At 36.2% G+C, this 19606-nt stretch carries 13 protein-coding genes; 9 read left to right on the forward strand and 4 right to left on the reverse strand.

Going from position 1 to position 19606, the window contains the following annotated elements:
* Positions 1–28: 28 nt before the first annotated feature.
* Positions 29–3037 carry a DNA polymerase III subunit alpha gene (locus tag SanaruYs_RS02820; RefSeq protein ID WP_127120986.1) on the reverse strand — a complete coding sequence of 1003 codons (3009 nt, stop codon included), beginning with the start codon at positions 3035–3037 and terminating at the stop codon, positions 29–31.
* Positions 3037–4221, reverse strand: coding sequence for a DNA polymerase IV (gene dinB, locus SanaruYs_RS02825; RefSeq protein ID WP_127120987.1), 1185 nt, complete (start codon positions 4219–4221; stop codon positions 3037–3039). The genes SanaruYs_RS02820 and dinB overlap by 1 nt, the downstream gene beginning before the upstream one ends.
* Positions 4222–4297: 76 nt before the next feature.
* Between dinB and SanaruYs_RS02830 the strand changes: the two genes are divergently transcribed.
* The 4 genes from SanaruYs_RS02830 to SanaruYs_RS02845 all read left to right on the forward strand — a co-directional run bounded on the left by SanaruYs_RS02830 (position 4298) and on the right by SanaruYs_RS02845 (position 10646).
* Entirely contained in the window at positions 4298–5071 is a 774-nt protein-coding gene (locus SanaruYs_RS02830) for a LexA family transcriptional regulator (RefSeq protein ID WP_127120988.1), read from the forward strand.
* 168 nt (positions 5072–5239) lie between these two features.
* Positions 5240–6040 carry a hypothetical protein gene (locus SanaruYs_RS02835; RefSeq protein ID WP_127120989.1) on the forward strand — a complete coding sequence of 267 codons (801 nt, stop codon included), beginning with the start codon at positions 5240–5242 and terminating at the stop codon, positions 6038–6040.
* 48 nt (positions 6041–6088) lie between these two features.
* Positions 6089–7339 (forward strand): hypothetical protein, encoded by a 1251-nt coding sequence (locus SanaruYs_RS02840; RefSeq protein WP_127120990.1) that lies wholly within the window; start codon positions 6089–6091, stop codon positions 7337–7339.
* Positions 7340–7511: 172 nt separating this feature from the next.
* On the forward strand, positions 7512–10646 hold the full coding sequence (locus tag SanaruYs_RS02845) for a KAP family P-loop NTPase fold protein (protein ID WP_127120991.1): 3135 nt from the start codon (positions 7512–7514) through the stop codon (positions 10644–10646).
* A gap of 109 nt (positions 10647–10755) precedes the next feature.
* On the opposite strand, the gene SanaruYs_RS02850 is transcribed toward SanaruYs_RS02845, so the two are convergent.
* Positions 10756–11952 carry a tyrosine-type recombinase/integrase gene (locus SanaruYs_RS02850; protein ID WP_127120992.1) on the reverse strand — a complete coding sequence of 399 codons (1197 nt, stop codon included), beginning with the start codon at positions 11950–11952 and terminating at the stop codon, positions 10756–10758.
* Between the two features lie 289 nt (positions 11953–12241).
* Positions 12242–12580, reverse strand: a complete 339-nt coding sequence (locus SanaruYs_RS02855; RefSeq protein ID WP_127120993.1) for a helix-turn-helix domain-containing protein — start codon at positions 12578–12580, stop codon at positions 12242–12244.
* Between the two features lie 362 nt (positions 12581–12942).
* Here SanaruYs_RS02855 and SanaruYs_RS02860 point away from each other — a divergent pair, with 362 nt between their 5' ends.
* From SanaruYs_RS02860 to SanaruYs_RS02880, 5 genes are all read left to right on the forward strand, one after another.
* Complete coding sequence (locus tag SanaruYs_RS02860) at positions 12943–13563, forward strand: hypothetical protein (protein ID WP_127120994.1); 621 nt, start codon at positions 12943–12945, stop codon at positions 13561–13563.
* Positions 13564–13565: 2 nt separating this feature from the next.
* A complete protein-coding gene (locus SanaruYs_RS02865; RefSeq protein WP_127120995.1) occupies positions 13566–15647 on the forward strand; it encodes a hypothetical protein in 2082 nt (693 codons plus the stop codon).
* Between the two features lie 9 nt (positions 15648–15656).
* Positions 15657–16370: a hypothetical protein gene (locus tag SanaruYs_RS02870; RefSeq protein WP_127120996.1), complete on the forward strand. Its 714-nt coding sequence runs from the start codon at positions 15657–15659 to the stop codon at positions 16368–16370.
* A 598-nt stretch (positions 16371–16968) separates the two neighbouring features.
* On the forward strand, positions 16969–18735 hold the full coding sequence (locus SanaruYs_RS02875) for an adenosylcobalamin-dependent ribonucleoside-diphosphate reductase (protein ID WP_127120997.1): 1767 nt from the start codon (positions 16969–16971) through the stop codon (positions 18733–18735).
* 74 nt (positions 18736–18809) lie between these two features.
* Complete coding sequence (locus SanaruYs_RS02880; RefSeq protein ID WP_127120998.1) at positions 18810–19526, forward strand: hypothetical protein; 717 nt, start codon at positions 18810–18812, stop codon at positions 19524–19526.
* The last annotated feature ends 80 nt before the right edge of the window (positions 19527–19606 follow it).

The raw sequence follows: 19606 nt of genomic DNA on the forward strand, positions 1-19606 counted from the left end.
GCTTTCACCTTCATAATTAGTAAAATAATTATGCCTGTGTCTGGCCATTCGGCTTCAAACTCCCCCCAATTTCTTCCAATTCCTTTTTCTGAACCAGAGGTAGTTTCTTCATTGACTTTACTTCAATGATGGGTACACCAAAATCATCTACAACCTTTCCTCTAATGCCATAAAAGCCCCGCCCCCTAAAGGGAAACTCCCTGGCTACATCCGGAAAATGTACTGTATCGAATACAATTCCGTCTTTATCATAGAAGGTACCAAAGTACATGAGCTGTTTCTTTTTGGTTTGCGTTGGTTTAATGGTTACTAGATATCCAACGATAGCCACTTCTTGCTGGAGTTTATTCATGAGTTCACTGGCAACGGAATCACCTCTGTGGGACGTCTTAAGCAAATCATAAGGATCGCACAGCGGAAAACCCAATAGCTCAATTTCATCAAAAGCATCTTCAATATTGTTCCGTTCCAGCACTGGCAACATGAAGTTAGTGTTGTCTAGCTCGAAGAGCTCATGGTTGGCAATGACTTTGGTTTTTACCTCACTATAGTAAAGCATGGCCTCCCAGAGGAGTTGCTGCTTACTTTTTCTTGTGAACCGAAATGCACCGATGCGGATCAAAATGCGTATTTGCTCTAACCCAAGTTTTATCCGGTTTAAAAAATGGGTCATGCTTGTGTAAGGCCCATTTACGGATCTTTCTTTTTCAATGTGTTTAGCAACTTTCCCCTCCAAACTTTTTAGGTGAATGAATCCAATGTAAATGGTTGTTCCACAAATTGAAGTCAGGTAAGCGCCTTGGTTAACGCAAGGTGGTTCGATGGAAGCGCCACTCATCCTTGCCTCATGGAAATAGAATTCAGTGCTGTAGAAGCCACCAAAATTATTAATCACCCCAACCATAAACTCTAGTGGATAATGTGCCTTTAGATATAGGCTTTGATAGCTTTCGACTGCAAAGCTTGCCGAGTGACCTTTGGCAAAGGAGTATCCTGAAAAGCTTTCTATTTCAAACCAAACCCGGTCAGTAATTTCCTGCTTGTAGTCTCGCTCTTTACAATTCTCAAAGAAACTTTCCTTTACACGTTCAAATTCTTTCCTGGATCTATATTTCCCAGACATTCCACGTCTTAATACATCGGCTTGGGTCAGTGTAAGTCCGGCAAAGTGATGGGCAACTTTAATGACATCTTCCTGGTATACCATTACACCATATGTCTCTTTCATTAATTCATCCATTTTAGGATGGATAGATTCATAGGTACCACCATTTCTAACGGCATGGAAACGCTCAATGTAGGCCCGCATCATGCCACTCTGTGCTACACCAGGTCGGATGATAGAGCTAGCTGCTACAAGCGTTATATAGTCTTCGCAGCGAAGTTTGCCGAGTAGTTGTCGCATAGCAGGTGATTCTACATAGAAACATCCCATGGCTCGGCTGCTACGTAATAATTCCTTTACTTTAAGATCTTTCTTAAACTCGTTTACCTGGTAGATATCAATGTCCTTGTTTTGATTCTGTTTTACAATTCTTACTGTTTCCTTAATATGCCCTAACCCTCGCTGGCTAAGGATGTCAAACTTGTAAATACCAATATCTTCAGCGTTGTGCATCTCAAAGTGCGATACCGGATATCCTTTAGGTGGCATTTCGGTAGCAGTGTAATGATAGATGGGTTTTTCAGTAATCAGTACTCCACCGGCATGTATCGAAATATTGGCAGGTATTTCCAGCATGCGCTCAGCATAGCGGAATATTAACTCACGGATTTGATCTCGTTTTTTGTTCTCATGCGGAAACATCACAATTTCATCGATCTCACTTTTGGGCAATCCAAAAACTTTACCTAGCTCTCTTAACACAGATCTTTTTTGGTAAGTCACATGGGTACCCAACAGGCAGGCATGATCAGTAGTATATTTAGAAAAAATATATTCATAAATATGGTCCCTGTCCGTCCAAGAGAAATCAATATCAAAATCTGGCGGTGATGTTCGTTCCGTATTTAAGAATCTTTCAAAATATAGATCAAGTTCTATTGGATCGACATTAGTAATCCCCAGGCAATAGGCTACCATGCTATTGGCACCACTACCACGCCCCACATGGTCATAACCATGTTCATCTGCAAAACGCACGAGGTCATAGGCTATCAAATAATAGGTGCAGAAATCCTTTGCCTGAATGATATTAAGTTCCCTTTCAAAACGCTCACGCATTACTGGATCAGAAGGGTCATATCTTTTCTGAAAACCTTCCCAGGCATTGGTAATCAGAAAATCCCAATCCTTGGCTCGATCACTGGTAAACGTTTTTTTGTTATGATCCACATAGAGATCAAACTTAATACTACACTGTTCAATTAAGTTTTTAGTGTTTTCAATGATCTCAGGGAAATTTCGATAGTGATAACAAAGCTCTTTTTCAGGCATCATCATCTCATCCGGATAACATTGTTGGTTGGGAGCAAGTTTGCTTAAAAGCGTGTTATGATGAATAGCCCTGAGCAGCCGGTGTACATTGTATCCTGGTTTGTCTACAAAGGTTACAGGATGTAGAATAACATACTTATGCTTATGATGTTTATAACTTTCATTGAGCACAAGATTGTTCACCTGTGCTAGCCGTATACCAATAAACTCATTGTCTTTTAGTATTTCAGGTTCAAACCTGCCTAATGGATAAACAACAAAAGTATGATCAATTACCGGACAACGGTCTGGCTTCTTCGCATCTTCACGATTTAGAAAAGACAAATACCGGTTTATGTTTTCAAAACCCTCATTATCTTTTGCTATGGCAATGAATTGAAAATTTGAATCTTCTCTAAACTCAATTCCTAGTGCAATTTCAACAACGGATTCTTCACCGCGTTCCTTGAGTAGTCTTAATATTTCTATATAAGAAGCTGTGCTGTTAATTTCAGTAACAATAATCTTTTTGACACCATGCCTTTTTACTTCATCAAGTAGAGAAGCGGGGGATAGGGTGCCAAACTTAAAACTAAACCAGGTGTGACAATTTAAAAACATTATCCTTTAAAAGCATTCATATTCATCTTCACTCTTCCTCCCACATCTATGGTGCTTGCCCGCATCAGTTTATCTACACCAAAGCGATGTTTGATGTGGTCCATTCTCTCATAGAGGCTAATATCTTCCTCTGTATCGTTGAATAAATCTATCTGATGGTTACCGTGTACTAAATTGGATAGCCTAACACCAATTAAGCGAATCAATAACCTCCTGTTGTATAGCTTATCAAAAAGCCCCATCACCGTATGCATGATTACATGATCAGATGAGGTGTAAGGCACGTGTACTTGTTTGGTTTCAGTTTGAAAGTCAGAATATCGAATCTTCACCGTAATACAACTGGTTAGCTTTTTCTCCTCTCTTAAAGTGAAAGCAATCTTTTCAACCATAGCTGTAAGAATGTTCTTCATCGTCTTTACATCAATGCTATCTTCTTCAAAGGTTGTCTCAGTTGAAATTGATTTCTGCTCACTATAAGGAACCACCGGTGTTGGGTCAATACCGTGAGCTTTATTCCACAGGCTCATACCATTTTTACCAAAGGCACTGATAAGAAGTTTAACAGGCATCTCCCTGAGTGTTTTTACTCTGCGCACACCCATGTCGTGTAAGAACATAGCTGTTTGTTTGCCTAGCATTGGAATTCGTTCTACCGGCAGCGGGTCTAGAAAGTCTCGCTCTGTTCCTACCATAATTTGCTGGGAAGCTTTAGGTTTAAATTCCTTGGTAGCAATTTTGGAAACCGTCTTAGTAGATGACATGGCCATTGAGATAGGCAAGCCAGTATTTATGATAATCTTCTTTTGTAGCTCCTTAGCCCATTTGAACGCTCCAAAGAATTTATCCATTCCGGAGGCATCGATATAAAATTCATCAATTGAGGCCTTCTCGTAGGTGGGGGCCATGTCTGCAATTACCTCCGTTACCAGATGTGAATGCTGACTATAGGCTTCCATATCCCCCGAAATAACGGTAGCATCGGGGCATAACTGAAGAGCTAAGTACATGGGCATGGCCGAATGAACCCCAAAGTGCCTGGCCTCGTAACTACAGGCCGCCACAACACCCCGCCTCCCGTGTCCGCCTACAATAAGGGGTCTGCCATTGAGTTTCGGGTTGAGTTTGCACTCTACCGATACAAAAAAGGCATCTAAGTCCATGTGAATGATGTTCCGATCCATGGGACAAATGAACTAATTAAAATAGATTGTGATCTTACTATTTTACTAATTAAATTAGTTTTGTGAATTAGGAGTTATGGAGAAGATTAGCGCGAATATTCGGTATTTAAGGAGCCAGGAGGGGTGGACCCAGAAGGAGCTGGCCGCCAGGTTAGACGTAAAACCACAAGTAATTGGCTCTTATGAAGAAAATAGGGCTATTCCGCCATTGCCGGTGATTATCAAAATGGCAGACCTATTTCGAATGGACATCTCCGCGCTTGTTAGGCTAGATCTTTCAAAAGGTAAACCGCAAAAGAAAGAGAGTTTGCTGCGTGGTAAAGAAGTACTGGCCATTACCGTTGACATTAAAGGGAAGGAGAACATTGAGTTTGTGAGTGAAAAGGCATCTGCGGGTTATGCTTCTGGATACAGCGATACGGAATACATTCGGGACTTACCTAAAATGCATATACCGAACTTACCAAAGTCTGCTACCTATAGGGCTTTTGAGATTAAAGGAGACTCTATGTTACCTGTGCGCTCAGGGGATATCATTATTGGAAAGTACCTGGAAGACCTCTCAACAATTACCAATGGGAAGACCTATATTATTGTTACTAAAAATGATGGGGTTGTGTATAAGCGAGTCTTCCACAAACTGGTTAAGGATAAACTTTTGCTGATTTCAGATAATAGAATTTACCAACCCTATGTAATTGAAATTAGGGATGTACTAGAAGTTTGGGCTTTTACGGGAAGGCTTACACTTAATGAAGATGAGGTTGAGCTTCCTCAAGATAGGGTACTTAACCTAATAGCTGGTAAGCTCATTACAGCTTTTTCTGAACAGAAGGTTGGAAAGAAGTAGGGATTTTCTATATATTGTTTTAGTTAATTAACGTTGTGCTGTTGTATTTACCTACTCAATTTAAAAAAATGTTTCAATTCCATCCCTAATTTACAGATTATGTGATCGAGTATTGAATATATTCTATCCTTGAAACAATCCGAATGGTCTTTATAAAAAGTAAAACCAATGACAACAAAAGATATCGAGCAAAAAGAGGAAATTTTTACGCGAGATTTTTTACTTGCTTTGTCAAAATGGCAAAATGGATGGGCAGAAAATCAAGAAGAGAGGAGAAAAATTGCGGACGAATTAGTTCGACAGTGCGAAAAATTAGCACAAAAATTTAAAACAGTAAATCATCCTTGCTACAGGAAAAGATTTATTAAGTCAGGAGAATTAATACCAATATTAATAGATAATTATTTTTTTGAGGGAGTTGCTAGCTGGACAAAAGACATTGAATATGCAAAATGGTTTAAAGGAAGAGTGAAACCTGATGTTAAACATGTAATGGTCTTCAAACATTTGCCTTTACCTCAAGAGATAGTTGTTAATATTATGTCCTTATGGGAGGATGAAGAATTTAAAAAAGTAGCTGAAATTTTTAAAACTGAAGACAGAGAAGCCTCGAGGGCTTTGTTTAATTTCAAGGACAACCAATCTGAAATCGTATTACGTTCAACACTAAAAGGAAACGAAATAGAAGACATGGTTGGAATTTCAAGCTCTTTTGATGAATTGTGTGACATGGCAGGAATTCCAGATGATAAGAGAGAACAATTATCAATTAAATACGCAAGAGATCCTAACGGTTTAGATATAGAAATACCAATATTTGGAGGAGCTAGACCAACCAAAGAAGCAATCCAAAAAACTTTGATAGCATTTAGAGAATTGATGGAGACATCAAGAAAAAATAATACATATGTTGATTTTAGTAAAACTGCAATTCCTCACGCAGATGATCTAAAACATAAACTCGATTAGCCAAGGCTACAAATCGAAAGTAGCTTTAATTTGAAAACATAGCAAAAAATGATAGGGAAAGAAATTGTAATTAAGTTGTTAGACGACAAAGCATATTTGACGGAGGACAAATTTTTAACCTTTCAGCAAATAGGATTACCAAATTTTGTCAAACAGTTTAAAACTCCAACAGCCTGGACTATTAAAGTATTGAAACAATTCCCGATAGAGCAAAAAATATTCGCTGAGATACTTTCTTACACCAATGAAAAACTACCCTTTAGTCATTATCAAGTTTCAGGAAGCAGCGATATCAAAAATATTGAAAAAATCACTTTTAAGAACATTGACACAGAAGCACTTGTTTTGACACTTGCTGGAAAAGCTACATCACATACCATTGTACCTACTATTGAGAGGGTAGCCAAAGTTTTGGATTATGAACAATCTCCCTATCAAACACCAGTTCAACTCAAGCGAGAATCACAAATCAAAAAAGTCAGCGAAACATTCTTCATTCCTTTAAAAAATGTGCGATTTAAATTGGGAGGAGTTTCTTTTGACAAGCTAGTAGCTTCTATAAACCGGACAATTGAGTTTACTGTTGTTAATGGTGACATTCGAGAAGAGTTTGATGCTGTTAAGAATTATTTTGGCAATGTTTTACAGACTAAGAAAATTCAATTCATTATTGAAATTCAATTGATTGATGGAGAGATTACAAAGATTAAGGCGGAATCACCAGAAATTTCACGCATAGACAAGAAGTTAATTGAAAGCGTTAAGTTTGAGATTGTAGAATCACTCCACAAACCAAAAATTGATGTTGAGATGGAGAAATCCATTTTTATGATGGATGAATTCTTTGACACCATTACAAATCAGCAGGTTAAAGCAAGTGTTTTTTATGATAACGAAAACCAACTCCTTGATGATTTGCTTCAAATCACAGCCTCCAAACATTATAAGCACCTTCGCTTTCTTTCTAGCAAGCACGCGCATTCGGTTATGAAACTTCGGTTTGTAATCAAACCATTTTCGTTCATTTTTCTCATTGAAGGAGAGCGTAATTACCACATTATTTGGGAAACTCTTGACACAGAAGAGGCCACTTATGTCTGGCATGAAGTCAAGAATTTAAATAAACTAGAGCTTACCTTGAAAAAAATTGACCATACATTAAACGTAATAAAAGCCCAAGGAAAAAAAACTTACATCAATTCGACACAGGATAATTTTAGAAGAATTTATCATGACTACTCTGAGCTTGTTGATGGATTTTTAAAATGGAAAGTTGAACTTGAAAGTGGGCTAACTTGAAACTTAACATTTTGATTAGAAAGAAGTATTACAGTCGGTAATAAAAGCTATGACCAAGTGATATTTACTATACGCTCTAAAGATTTAGTATTTAAATCATTCATTCCTCAATTTTAGCAAAACTGAGATTCGATGTGTATCTTGTTTCGGCTGCCCTGAAGTACTTAAAATTATGAGTAAATATATTTTATTATTGTTGCAAGAGTTTGGACTGTATCGCGATCTTACACCAGAGAAAGTAATACACATTTTTTTTAAAGTAGCAACAAACATTTTTTTGATTACAGTCTTGTATTGGCTTTTGCGCTGCCTATTCTTTTTGTTAATACCAATTGAAAGTATATTAGCGTGGGAGATGTCAAGCAAATTGTATGAGAGCAACATTTTTGAATTGGCATTTAGAGTAATTTTATTTTGCATGTTTTTAATAGCTTTCTTTAGGCTATTTTTTGAAGTTAGATTCTCTGGTAGAGTAATTATTCCAATAACTATAATTGCTATTGTTCTTTTGTTTGAGGATAAATTTTGGAATGATTTTTATTTCTACTCCTTTAAAGACACTGAAATAGATTATTACACAATTTTATTTCTTGTTCCAGCGATTGAAATAGCTGTACGTCTCCTCTATGTTTTTCGAGGAAAAAGAAAGCGTTCAAATGGAACTATACTTATTGAAAATCAACCGATAAAAAAAATAGCTGAATTGCAAAATACCCGTAAGAGTGTTGTGTCGGCTCTTGTTGGGGAAATTAATAACTCAAGATTTGAGTCTGCCTACTCAATTGGTATTGTGGGAGAGTGGGGAGTTGGTAAAACATCCTTCATAAAAGCTATTGAGGGTTCTCTAGATAGTTCCTCAATTATAGTACACTTTAGTCCATGGATGTCTTTAGGAAATAACTCGGTACTTCAGGATTTCCTAAGTTCAATAACTGAAAAACTCCGAGATTTTGATAGTAGCCTCGTTAATAACATGACCCATTATATCAATTCAATGGTTGAAGTTGAAAAAAGTACCCAAACAAACTTCATCGGAATTGCACGTGAACTGATTGGGAAAGAATCTTCAAAGGAGGCTAGATTTGAACAAATTAACAGAACAATTTCACGAATGCAAAAACGGATTATTATTTTTATTGATGATCTAGATAGACTTGATGCTTCAGAAATTATTGAGGTGCTTAAATTAATTCGGAATGCTGCAAACTTTTCAAATGTTGTTTACATCTCTTGCTATGACAAAATATACCTACTTCACGCATTAACACGCTTTAACAAAAGAAACTTAGGTATTATGCTTGATAAGTTTTTTGATGTTGAAATTTCTGTTGCTCCGATTATTCCTGAGGACTTAATTGCAAAGATTGAATCGGTATTCCTATCTAAGATAATGGTTGACAAGGAAACTGAAGTTCAACTACTTAAGAACTTTATCCGCGACAATAAGCCGTTTTTACAATTCCGAGAGGTGAATAAATTTTTAACCTCTTTATGGCTGAATTATAATATATATGGATCAAAGCTCTGTTTGCAGGATTTCTTCATTTTTGAGATTATCAAAGTTAAATACACATACCTACCATCAATTCTTTTGGCGTCAACTGACAGATATTTTTCAGAAGCTAGTTCTCCAGTATCCAAATCATTAAAGTCCCATGGAGACAATGGTGAGTTAGTGATTATTCACGATCTTAGGATGCGAGATAATGAGTTTGATAGACTTTTTCTTCGGCAAGATGATTTTAATTTGCTAACTGCTTTATTAAACAAACTATTTACAGACAAAAACGAACACTATCTTGCTATTCGACAACCTAGTTTCTTTCAAGCTTACTTTTATCATGAGATACCAGATGCTGATGTAGATCAAACCACATTTGATTTAAGAACTCTGATCAATACCGAAAGCTATAGAACTCATAGTTACTTTGTTACAGGTTATGATTTCAAAAAAGAAACTTTTGTAATAAATGAGTTCCAGCAACAGTTTGGAGATGAACCAGATTTGTATGAGAACGGTCTTAAAGTGTCATTTTTTGCCATTTTTTTAATAGATTGGTCTAGGGGTGCCATTAATCAAAGATTCATCTCTAAATGTTTCCACTTAGCGGGTGACTATGCTACTTACAGAGAGTTGGTAATTAGTGGACTAATGAATGATCTGACATTTGAAAGTACCTTTTCTCGGATTTACTTTCTATCCAATCACTTGCGAAGTTTAATCTATAAGGAAAAAGATACTGCTGCAATACTAGAATTTGAAGATGTCGTCCGTATGAATTCGAAGTTATTTTATAGATTTCTAGAATTATCTTCTTCACTTACCAATCATACTTTCAGTGCGCTATTTCACCAAATAACTGATATAGATTTAGTTACAAAGAAAGTCTTATTAGCTTCTTCAGCTCTTCGATATTTCAAAGAATTTGCTCTCAAGCACATTGAGGATTATTTAGACCTAATTATCCGATCTGCACAGATACCTAACTATGAATTAACATTTGTTTTTGCACCTTACACTTTTCAGATATTTGAGGTTGAAGAATTTAAGAGATTACTCCATGAATCCGAATACCCTCCAAGAAAAAAAGTAAAAATGCTAGAATACTTTGATAGATCCATAAACAATTCAGAAGGTATACGTGAATTTAAGGCTGAAGACACCGATCTTAATTCAATGCCTGTTGATTTTCTAAATGCGTGGAATGACATTCCACAAAATATTCGGCAAAAGCACCGCTATATTGATTCAACTCTGAAGTTTAGATTTAACTCACAACAAACACCAATGCATTATAATGATCGGAATGATCATATGTACCCTGAGATTTTTGTTTTGAAAAATACAACCTTCATACAAGTAACCCTGAAACCAATTGAAACCGAGTTCTGGAGATTTGGACTTAGCTTCCTTAAACAAAAGCAATTTCCTACAGTTAACGGTGGGCGACATCATGACACTGAAAAAGCGGATGTTCATATTTCAGTAGGGGAGCAAGTTAATGAAGAATGGGCACTTCAAAATCAGGTTGAATTAAGAGAATATCACATCGAACCAACCTTGAGTGAGTTTAGTCGATTTACAAAGTACATTCCTGGAGAACAATTAACTATCCATCTTGCACATGAGGATCTAAATAGTAGTGTCTGGAAGGTCAGCATTAATGATGGGAAAAATCAAGTGCTCGGCATGCGAAGATACGACCTTAAAGGATTTAGATATGTATTACTAAGCGCATGGTGTGATAGAAAAGATTTTCAGCTAGAATCATCCATTACAATTACACAAGTTTCAGACAGAATCTAGTTAGATTTTTTTTAAATTCATTGATTACCTTAAAAATTAAGTTCTGGTTCATTAAATATTAAGTGGATAATCTTAAGGTAAAGAAACGGCATTTTGTCTTCTCTAAGGGTTAAAACCTTTTTAACCTTTTAAAATAATTTCTATCGATAGCTTTTTGAGCATAGATCATAGTCGTACGCATATCAGCATGCCGAAGTGTTTTCTGGATAAGCTCCAAAGGTATTTTCTTATCGTACATAATTTGCCCAGCCGTATGCCTAAGACTGTGAGAAGTAAACTTGCCCTTAATTCTAAGCTTGTTTAGATACCCCGTCACCAAGTCATCTAATTCAACTCTCTTAATCGAGGGGAATAAAAGTCCTCTTTTAATCTTATTCTTAACCAGGTAAGACTTAATTTCCTTCTTAGCAATGCTCGATAATTTAATAGACTCTTTTGATTGTTCACTTCTCCCTTTACCCCAAACTACAAGCTTCCCCTCAGTTAGCTTTATATCGCTTACTGTAAGTCGTAGCACCTCAATTGTGCGCAGTCCATTCCAAGCCATTAAAGCAATAATAGATCGATCACGTGCGATCTTTATTGATTTTAATAGCCGGGCCCTTTGAGCCTCTGTGAGACTGTCTTTATGATATCTGGAAGAAACAGCGCGCGGAATCGAAACACGAATACCTATAACCTCCTTAATTGATTGCTGACTAATAATTTTGAGTCCTCTCTTAATAGTTTTTTGTTCTTTAGAAAGGTAATCAGATGAAGAGTTAAGCATTTCCATTACCCACTCACAGAATGATTTAATGGCAGCCTTATAAAGACTTTTGGTATAATCTGAAAGCCTAGGATCTAAAATATACTTGGCAGCAGTGCGTTTGTTAATTCTTGATGGATCATCCTTAATTGATTTAAAGTATCCATTTAAAATAGTAGCATAAGTACTTAAACTTGATTTAGATCTAAGTCGATCCTGTGCACTCAGAAGGTAAAGCTTGACAAACACATTGGATATGGGAAGCTTTGATTCATTAAGGTCATTAAGGATAAGAGTGACCTGCTTTTCTTCCAAAAAGCTTCCAAATCGTTTTAATATCGAGCGTAGGGTAGGGGCTTTGGCAGTTGAATAGTCATCTAATTGCGATAATACATTACCTCCCTGTCTGTAGCCTCTTAGAAAAGTCTTAGCATTTGTAAGGTAGGCTCCAGTTACACCGTAATATTTCTTTAGCCAGTATTCGTAATCCACTAAAAGCTGAGAAGCCTTTGGAAGCTGGACACCAACTTGAGAATTTCTGACTGAAATTGCTTTCATTTTCTACATGTTGAAAAGAGATACTTATAAAAATGTACTTTACTAAATATTATAAAGATACATTTATTATTTAGTAAATTAATATGTACTTTAACAGACTTGTTAGACTAGTAAATTGAAAACAAGTACTATTCTTAAATCAAAAAATAAGCTTTTTAATAAGTGAATTATTCCAAGGACCGATAGATCCAATTTAAAATTAGGGGTCGAGACCAGTTATAGATTAAATGTTAGGAAATAGAATCTTTATTAATGAAGAAATTGAACTTTGATTTCTATTGACGGGTTGTTAATTAGTATGCGAAGTTTCAAGTGCTATTCTCCAATTCAGAAATTGTAATACTAGCGATTGTTCCTTTTCAGGAAGAGACTTAACTTTGGCAATAGCCTCATCTAATTCAGACGACTCACCGAAGGCTAAGTATTCTGGAGTAGTTTCTAAAACCTTAATAAGCTTCATCATAACATCGAAACCTGGAGACTGAAGATCCCTTTCATAATAAGAAATCTGAGCCTGCGATATCCCAACCAATTGAGCCAGTTTTGTCATTGTTAATCCTTTGCCCTCTCTCAAAATCTGAATTCTTTTCCCCAGTGTCATCACTGCAAATTTCTCTGTTTTGGTCATAATTTCGAAATTTTAGTGTCCTCAGAAAATATTTTACAACTTCCACGTTACTAATTTGACTTGAATTATAATTATTATTATAATTGTTCATCGGTAACGCAATAATTGTTATTGCCAAAGCGATAAAAGCGTTATTTGGGATAATAAATGTTATCTATTTGCCTTAAATATAATAAATATGATACGTATATAATTAGTGTTATAGTACTTTTTGCAATTTTTCTTCATTCAACAAGCCACATTTGACTATTTCTAGGATGAATCTCCCATGTTGATCGTTTTAATTAATAATAATTCGAGAAAAAGACTAAAAATCCAAGGGCATTATAAATCAAGAATCCTAATTCTCTTAAGAAAAGAAGATGTTAGTAAGATCGTATACAACTAAAGAAATCGGCATTGATCTGATCCGCCAAATTTTGACAAAAAATCAAAGATCTATTAATGGAAAGCTTTGGATATCAACACTATTCTTTCAGGTGTTAACCGAATCCCAAAACTATAATGAGTATAATCTTTGTATCATCAATGGTAATCAATACATAGAAATAGCATCAATTCCAAAAGAAATTCGAGATGAGCTTGGACTATTCTGGACTGAAACTCGGGAAAGATTGGTGATCAATGAACCGACTCTAGGTTTGCCAATTCAAAAAACTCCAATAGCAGAGAGATTGGCAAAAAGTGATGTTAAAGCCGCCTTAAGAAACGAGAAAAGATATCGCCATGAATTCATAGATCACTATCATGATCTTAATACAATTAAGATCAAAGCGAGGACTCTATCAATTTTAAGATCCATACCTAAAGATGAGAAATCAAAGGAATACTTTGAAGCAGTTTACAATGTACTAGTAGCCTGGAAAGTTCCTTGCGATTTTCCGCTTGATAATTTCAAATTGTTTTATGAAAAATATGAGTGGTACATGAGAACCGGTCTTGTACCTGGACTGCTCAATACTAACTATAACCCAAATTTTTAAATATGGTTTTTTACACTAAAACAGAATTAGCTTTAATTACTAAGCTTTTTAAAGTAAATTTTGATAAGAAGCGAGGTGAACCAGAAATGTATTATCATTCTTCGTTACCCAAACTTCTTTCAGGAAAAGGAGACCCCGATACTTCCCCTAAGTTTATTCCATTGCGGCTTGCCCCTGAAACAATTAAAAAGCATTTGTCACCTGAAATTTGTAAAAATATTTTTCAACAGCTTCAAGGCATCAATTATCAAGCTGCCGTTCAAACTATAACCTTTGAATCATATTTTCTTACGCGCTTAAGAGAATTATTCCTCACATCTGATTACAAGGAGGATTTTAGAAGTTATCAGCCAATATATGCATCGTATGATTTCTTGACAGGAGAAAAGATTGTTGAATTATCAATGCTCCACGCGATGATCGTACTTATTGATAGATTTTTATATGATCCAACAAAAATAAAAATCATTTATCAGCATTTGTGTGAGTGTAATTATGGAGTTGAAATACCATTGACAAGTTTAGTATCGTTTAAAAAATATATAAAGAGAAAAAAAAATAATCTTCCTGACAGCATTATTCACGGTTTGTATCAGCAGAAGTCAAACAATCATGAAATTTCCGAGCTAATGCAATATCTAATTATTTGGATTTATGTTATGGTGCCAACAAGGAGAGCATCCTTTTCCATCAAAGAGGATGTAGACTACATAATTCAGACAATGCCAAATGCTGAGGAACAAGGGATTTATACGTTATCTGAAAGTAAAATTGCTAAATTTCTTTTAGAACCAAAATCAGTGAATCTCATTTCTTATGCAAAAGATAACAAAGAAGATTTTCGTAGGAAAGTTTCAGGCGTAATGAGATTTATTAGAGCTTCTGCGCCTTTAGTTCGCATTTACCTAGATGGTTATGTCTTTCAAGTTGAACACAAGGACGGTAAAAAGGTAGGTCGACTTACAGGGTTATTTATTTCTGATGATTTTAGTGATTATATTATATCGCACGTAATTGGAAACAGCGAAAACTTTGAACTTGTAATGCTTGCCCTTGAGGAGTATTTCCGTAAAACTAAAAATGCTTTGCCTCGTGAAATCGTTGTAGACAAGTATACCTACAAAATACTTAAAAAGAATACAGCATTTATTGATTTGCTGAAGCGTAACGGAATTGAAAAGGGTAGGGGCCTAACTGTTTCGTCCAACCCAAATAGGAAATCAAGACTTGAGCGATTCTTCAATACATTCCAGCAGAAATTCATGCAATCCATTATCCATTACATTGGACCAGGTATAAAGGCAAGGCTTTCTAATTCGCACCCATTTAAGGAGTTCCTAATTACATTAAAAAAGGATTTGCCAGATCAATTCGATATAACTTTAACATTAAATAGGTTGATAAAATACAGTTATAACAAAGAGTATATTTCACCTTCTCAAGAATACCTTTCTACTCCTGAAAGCAGATTCAAAAATGAAGACCCAAATCCGCATTGCATCGTTGACCCTAAGGTTATACCAATGCTATTTTATGAGCTTCATCAGGTGATGTTTAAAGCCGGAGCTATTATGATTAAACGAGGTGTGGAGTTTCACCTTTTTTACATGAGGGATTTTGAATTTATTAATCAGTACAATGGTAGAAAGGTTGATGCATACTATAATAAGAATAGTAGTGGTACATCCATTCTAGTATACGAAAAAGATACTTCTAATTTTATTGCAGAAATTCCATTGTTCAAGATCATTCCTTCCGCATTATATGATAGAAATGAAAAGCATAATGAGATCTTAAAAGGCTTTTCGAAGCAAACGCGTGAACTATTATCCTCATTTAAAAATGAATTTATAAAAATGGAGGAGACACTGAAAAGTGCTTTTAATGGTAGAGATATTCGTGCATTCACAAAACTTGCTAAGATGAAAAAGGAAGTGAGCAGCGAACAGGAAATGGCACAAGAGATGAATTTAAAAGAAAACAAAGCCGAACCTAAGCTTTACAATTCGAACCTTGGTCGAAGAAAAACAAAAAGTAGAAATGAATTGGAAAGTCTTGGTATTACAATTACAGATACTATCTAAATTCTACATATGATAAATGAAGTGTGGGAAACACTGAACCAACTAAAAATGAATGAGGGTTTCAGAGCTGCTTTGAAAGAAAAGAAGATAATTTGTATTATTGATCACCCTGGAACAGGCTTCAAACATGCCTTTAGAAGATTTTCAAATTTAAACTCTGATGTCCGTTCGGTATTTGTCGAAATTCCAATAGGCAAGAAGTCAACTCGTGAAATAACCCTTGATATGTTGACCCAAATAATGACTATACGTTTTAATAATTTCAAGTATAAGACACCGAGCCCGTTTGACCTTTTAAGGGTGTTGGGGGAACGAGTTAAACAAGACCTTAGAGGAAAGAAAATTCTTATAGTCTTTGATGGTATTGATAATCTGTCAAAGAAAAAGCTGGCTGATTTTATGTTAATAATTAAAGGAATAAATTTTCCTTGTGGAATTGTTTTGAGATTTGGAGCGGATTATTATAAAAAAATTAAATCAAATGAAAAGCTTTATAATGAGTTCTGGCTGTTCACCGAGTGGCGAAAAGTAACTACTCCAAATACACCTGAAGACATAGAGAAACTCTGCCGTTTCTATGGACTCGATAATCCTATTTTTATCAGAGAGATTTGTGATCGAACAACAAGTTTCACAGTTGCAATGTCTTTTATTAAAAAGCATAATAACTATCGTCCACCTTCTCAGCTAAATCTTTTTAGTCAAAACCCAGTCAGGATTTAAAGTCAGGGCAGAGGTTTAATTATTGCTATTATCCTCCCGGTTATATCTAACAGCCCTGAATGCTTTCACTCGCTCCTAAAAGTTTACAAAACCCGCATTTTTAGGCAAATTAATAAGCCTGGACAATTTAACTGGACAAGTTAACTTACGGGTTACGGCAGTAGACAAAGTGTGATAATTCTATTTAACATAATGTAAATTATATAACTTAATTTAAGATAAATTATTGACTTTCAGCCGTTAATAAGCCTATTTATTGGTACCTGTTTAAGTTAGCTTATGTTCCGGTCATATTATTTTTAGGATACAGGTTATTCAATTTTTAGGACAAATGAGAACAGTAAAGGTTATGGCATGAAAAGTACTAAACGAAGTCTATTAATTAGTCTCTTGACTTTAAGACTGGACTTGATCCTGAGCTTCCTCAGCTTTAAGGATCTTAGATTTTAATACGGCTATACTATTAAGGCTTGCGATAAATCTCTACCTACAACAATGCTGGTCATCATACAAAAACTGTAAGGCGCATAACTTTCGTTTCAGCTTTTGGAAGCAAGAAAAGAATAGCTAAGGTTTTTCAACATTAGATTTTCGGGATATGATCTATCCAATTAAAAATAATGATCCAGCGCTTTCTGAGAATGCCATACGACTTTTGCAAAGCCGCTATTTACGTAAAGGTGTGGACGGCCTTAGCCTCGAAACACCTGACGACATGTTTCGCAGAGTAGCCAAAGCAGTGGCACAGGCTGAATTAAGCTGGGGTGGTTTACAAGAGGTTAAACAATGGGAGGATGCATTTTATACAACCATGCGTCACTTATTTTTTTTACCCAACTCCCCTACACTCATGAATGCAGGCACTACCGCAAATCAATTGAGTGCTTGTTTTGTACTGCCAATACAAGATAGTCTCGAAAATATTTTTGACATGCTTAAATGGACTGCACTGATACAACAAAGCGGTGGTGGCACCGGCTTCAATTTTTCGAATCTCAGGCCTAAAGACGCATACCTTAATAAAACAAGTGGTACCGCTTCAGGGCCGCTTTCTTTTATAAAAATTTTTGATGCTGCCACTGAGTATATCAAACAAGGGGGCAAACGAAGAGGCGCCAATATGGGCATACTGTCTATTACACATCCGGATATCGAAGTGTTTATCACCAGTAAGCAAAGCAATGGTGTATTAAGGAATTTCAATCTTTCAGTGGACATCACAGACGACTTTATGAAAGCAGTTGAAAATGATCTATCGTGGCAACTGGTTCACCCTATGAGTCAGCAGGGAGAAAGAAAAATAGCGGCACGCACTTTATGGGATTTAATAGCACAATGCACATGGGCCTCGGGTGATCCGGGGTTGTTGTTTCTCGACACCATTAACAAGTATAACCCTACACCTTCCATTGGCCTGATCGATAGTACAAACCCTTGTGGTGAGGTGCCACTCCTACCCTATGAATCGTGCACACTTGGCTCACTTAATCTACCAAAATTTATACTAAACACTAAATCATCAAGAGAATTCAATTGGAACTTGCTAACTGAAACAATAAAAACAGCTATCCGATTTCTTGATGATTGTGTGGAGATCAACAACTATCCTATGCCTGAAATTAAAAAAATGGCATATGCCAACAGGAAGATAGGTTTGGGGGTAATGGGTTGGGCGGACGCATTGGGTATGTTATCTATCCCATACGATTCTGAAGAAGCTGTAAAATTGGCGGAACGATTAATGAAGTTTATTCAAGAGCAAAGTCATGAAACATCCAGACACTTAGCTGATCAGCGTGGCGCTTTTAATAATTGGAAAGACAGCATTTATGCACCTGACTACCCTATTCGAAATGCAACTTGTACCAGCATTGCTCCTACTGGCAGCATCTCAATTATTGCAAACACCTCTGCCTCTATTGAACCCTGGTTCGGACTTGCCTATCAACGAAAACATGTGCTGAACGATGAAACCTTACCAGAAATAAACTCAGTCTTAAAGGAGCACTTCCAAACATACTACCCCGAATCGCATGCCATACTAGAGGAAATACTACTCAGTGGATCGCTTAAAAACCTGGCACTTCCCACTGAAACCAGAAGACTATTTAAAACTTCCTTAGAGATAGCACCTATCTGGCATATCAGGCATCAGGCAGCGTTCCAGCATTTCACGGATAATGCAGTTTCAAAAACGATTAACATACCGGAATCAAGTTCGGTGGCTGATATAAAAGAATTATACTGGACAGCGTGGAAGATGCAATTGAAAGGCGTTACAATTTTTAGAGATAAATGTAAACCCTCACCTATAAGTCAAGGTCTTAGTGCCCATGCAGAAGTCTGTAGCATGTGCACTCGTTAGAAATCCTTCTTAACCATAACTATTATCATTTCACACAACGAAATAATAAGTGTATTTCATATTAAAATATAAATATGAAAGCGACACTTACTTTTCTTACCATTATTTTCGGTTTGGTTCTTATCACAAAAGGACAAACTGAAATTACCCCTTATCCTAAAATAAATGGCGGTGGTGGCGGATTTACTATCGGGCTTGGCGCAATGGATATAGCAACAATGCATGTTTTTGTTCCACAAGATGTCTCTTCTTTTAGCAAGCAACATCTGCTGCTAGGAGGTTCTGGTTATGGAATAGTGAACTCATTTGTACTTGGTGGCACTGGTACAGGCATATTGAGTGAGAACATAACAACTGATAGTCTGAAAATACAGCTTGGTGGTGGTTATGGCACTTTTGATTTCGGATACCTAATCATCAATAGGGATAAGCTCAGATTATTTCCTACGTTGGGGATAGGTGGTGGTGGCTATTCGGTGAGTATTGCTAAAAATAAAAACATTTCTGCGAATGCGATTGCCAGTGACCCCGGCAGAGAGGTGAATATAAATAATGGAGGTTTTATTTTTGATGCAGCCATAAACCTTAACATTATTCCTTTTTTAGAATTAGATGAAAAGAATAACTCATATGGAGGATTGATGCTGGGAACAAAAATTGGTTATGTCTACGGTCTGCCTACAACAAACTGGAGTTTTGCAGGAGGCGATATTACCAACGGGCCAGATTTCGGTATCAAGATGTTTTATGTAAAGCTATTCATTGGTGGATTTGGGTTTGATAAACACTAAATTTTAGTGTTCTTTAAATGCCACCAGGTAAAAAACTTTTTTAAAATTAAAAATACAAGAAGCAAAAGCATACCCGAAAG

The sequence above is a fragment of the Chryseotalea sanaruensis genome, assembly GCF_003990915.1.
Lineage (GTDB): Bacteria > Bacteroidota > Bacteroidia > Cytophagales > Cyclobacteriaceae > Chryseotalea > Chryseotalea sanaruensis.

Coding starts and splice junctions, on each gene's coding strand:
- SanaruYs_RS02820 (WP_127120986.1), bottom strand. CDS start 3,037: ATGTTTTTAAATTGTCACACCTGGTTTAGTTTTAAGTTTGGCACCCTA.
- dinB (WP_127120987.1), bottom strand. CDS start 4,221: ATGGATCGGAACATCATTCACATGGACTTAGATGCCTTTTTTGTATCG.
- SanaruYs_RS02830 (WP_127120988.1), top strand. CDS start 4,298: ATGGAGAAGATTAGCGCGAATATTCGGTATTTAAGGAGCCAGGAGGGG.
- SanaruYs_RS02835 (WP_127120989.1), top strand. CDS start 5,240: ATGACAACAAAAGATATCGAGCAAAAAGAGGAAATTTTTACGCGAGAT.
- SanaruYs_RS02840 (WP_127120990.1), top strand. CDS start 6,089: ATGATAGGGAAAGAAATTGTAATTAAGTTGTTAGACGACAAAGCATAT.
- SanaruYs_RS02845 (WP_127120991.1), top strand. CDS start 7,512: ATGAGTAAATATATTTTATTATTGTTGCAAGAGTTTGGACTGTATCGC.
- SanaruYs_RS02850 (WP_127120992.1), bottom strand. CDS start 11,952: ATGAAAGCAATTTCAGTCAGAAATTCTCAAGTTGGTGTCCAGCTTCCA.
- SanaruYs_RS02855 (WP_127120993.1), bottom strand. CDS start 12,580: ATGACCAAAACAGAGAAATTTGCAGTGATGACACTGGGGAAAAGAATT.
- SanaruYs_RS02860 (WP_127120994.1), top strand. CDS start 12,943: ATGTTAGTAAGATCGTATACAACTAAAGAAATCGGCATTGATCTGATC.
- SanaruYs_RS02865 (WP_127120995.1), top strand. CDS start 13,566: ATGGTTTTTTACACTAAAACAGAATTAGCTTTAATTACTAAGCTTTTT.
- SanaruYs_RS02870 (WP_127120996.1), top strand. CDS start 15,657: ATGATAAATGAAGTGTGGGAAACACTGAACCAACTAAAAATGAATGAG.
- SanaruYs_RS02875 (WP_127120997.1), top strand. CDS start 16,969: ATGATCTATCCAATTAAAAATAATGATCCAGCGCTTTCTGAGAATGCC.
- SanaruYs_RS02880 (WP_127120998.1), top strand. CDS start 18,810: ATGAAAGCGACACTTACTTTTCTTACCATTATTTTCGGTTTGGTTCTT.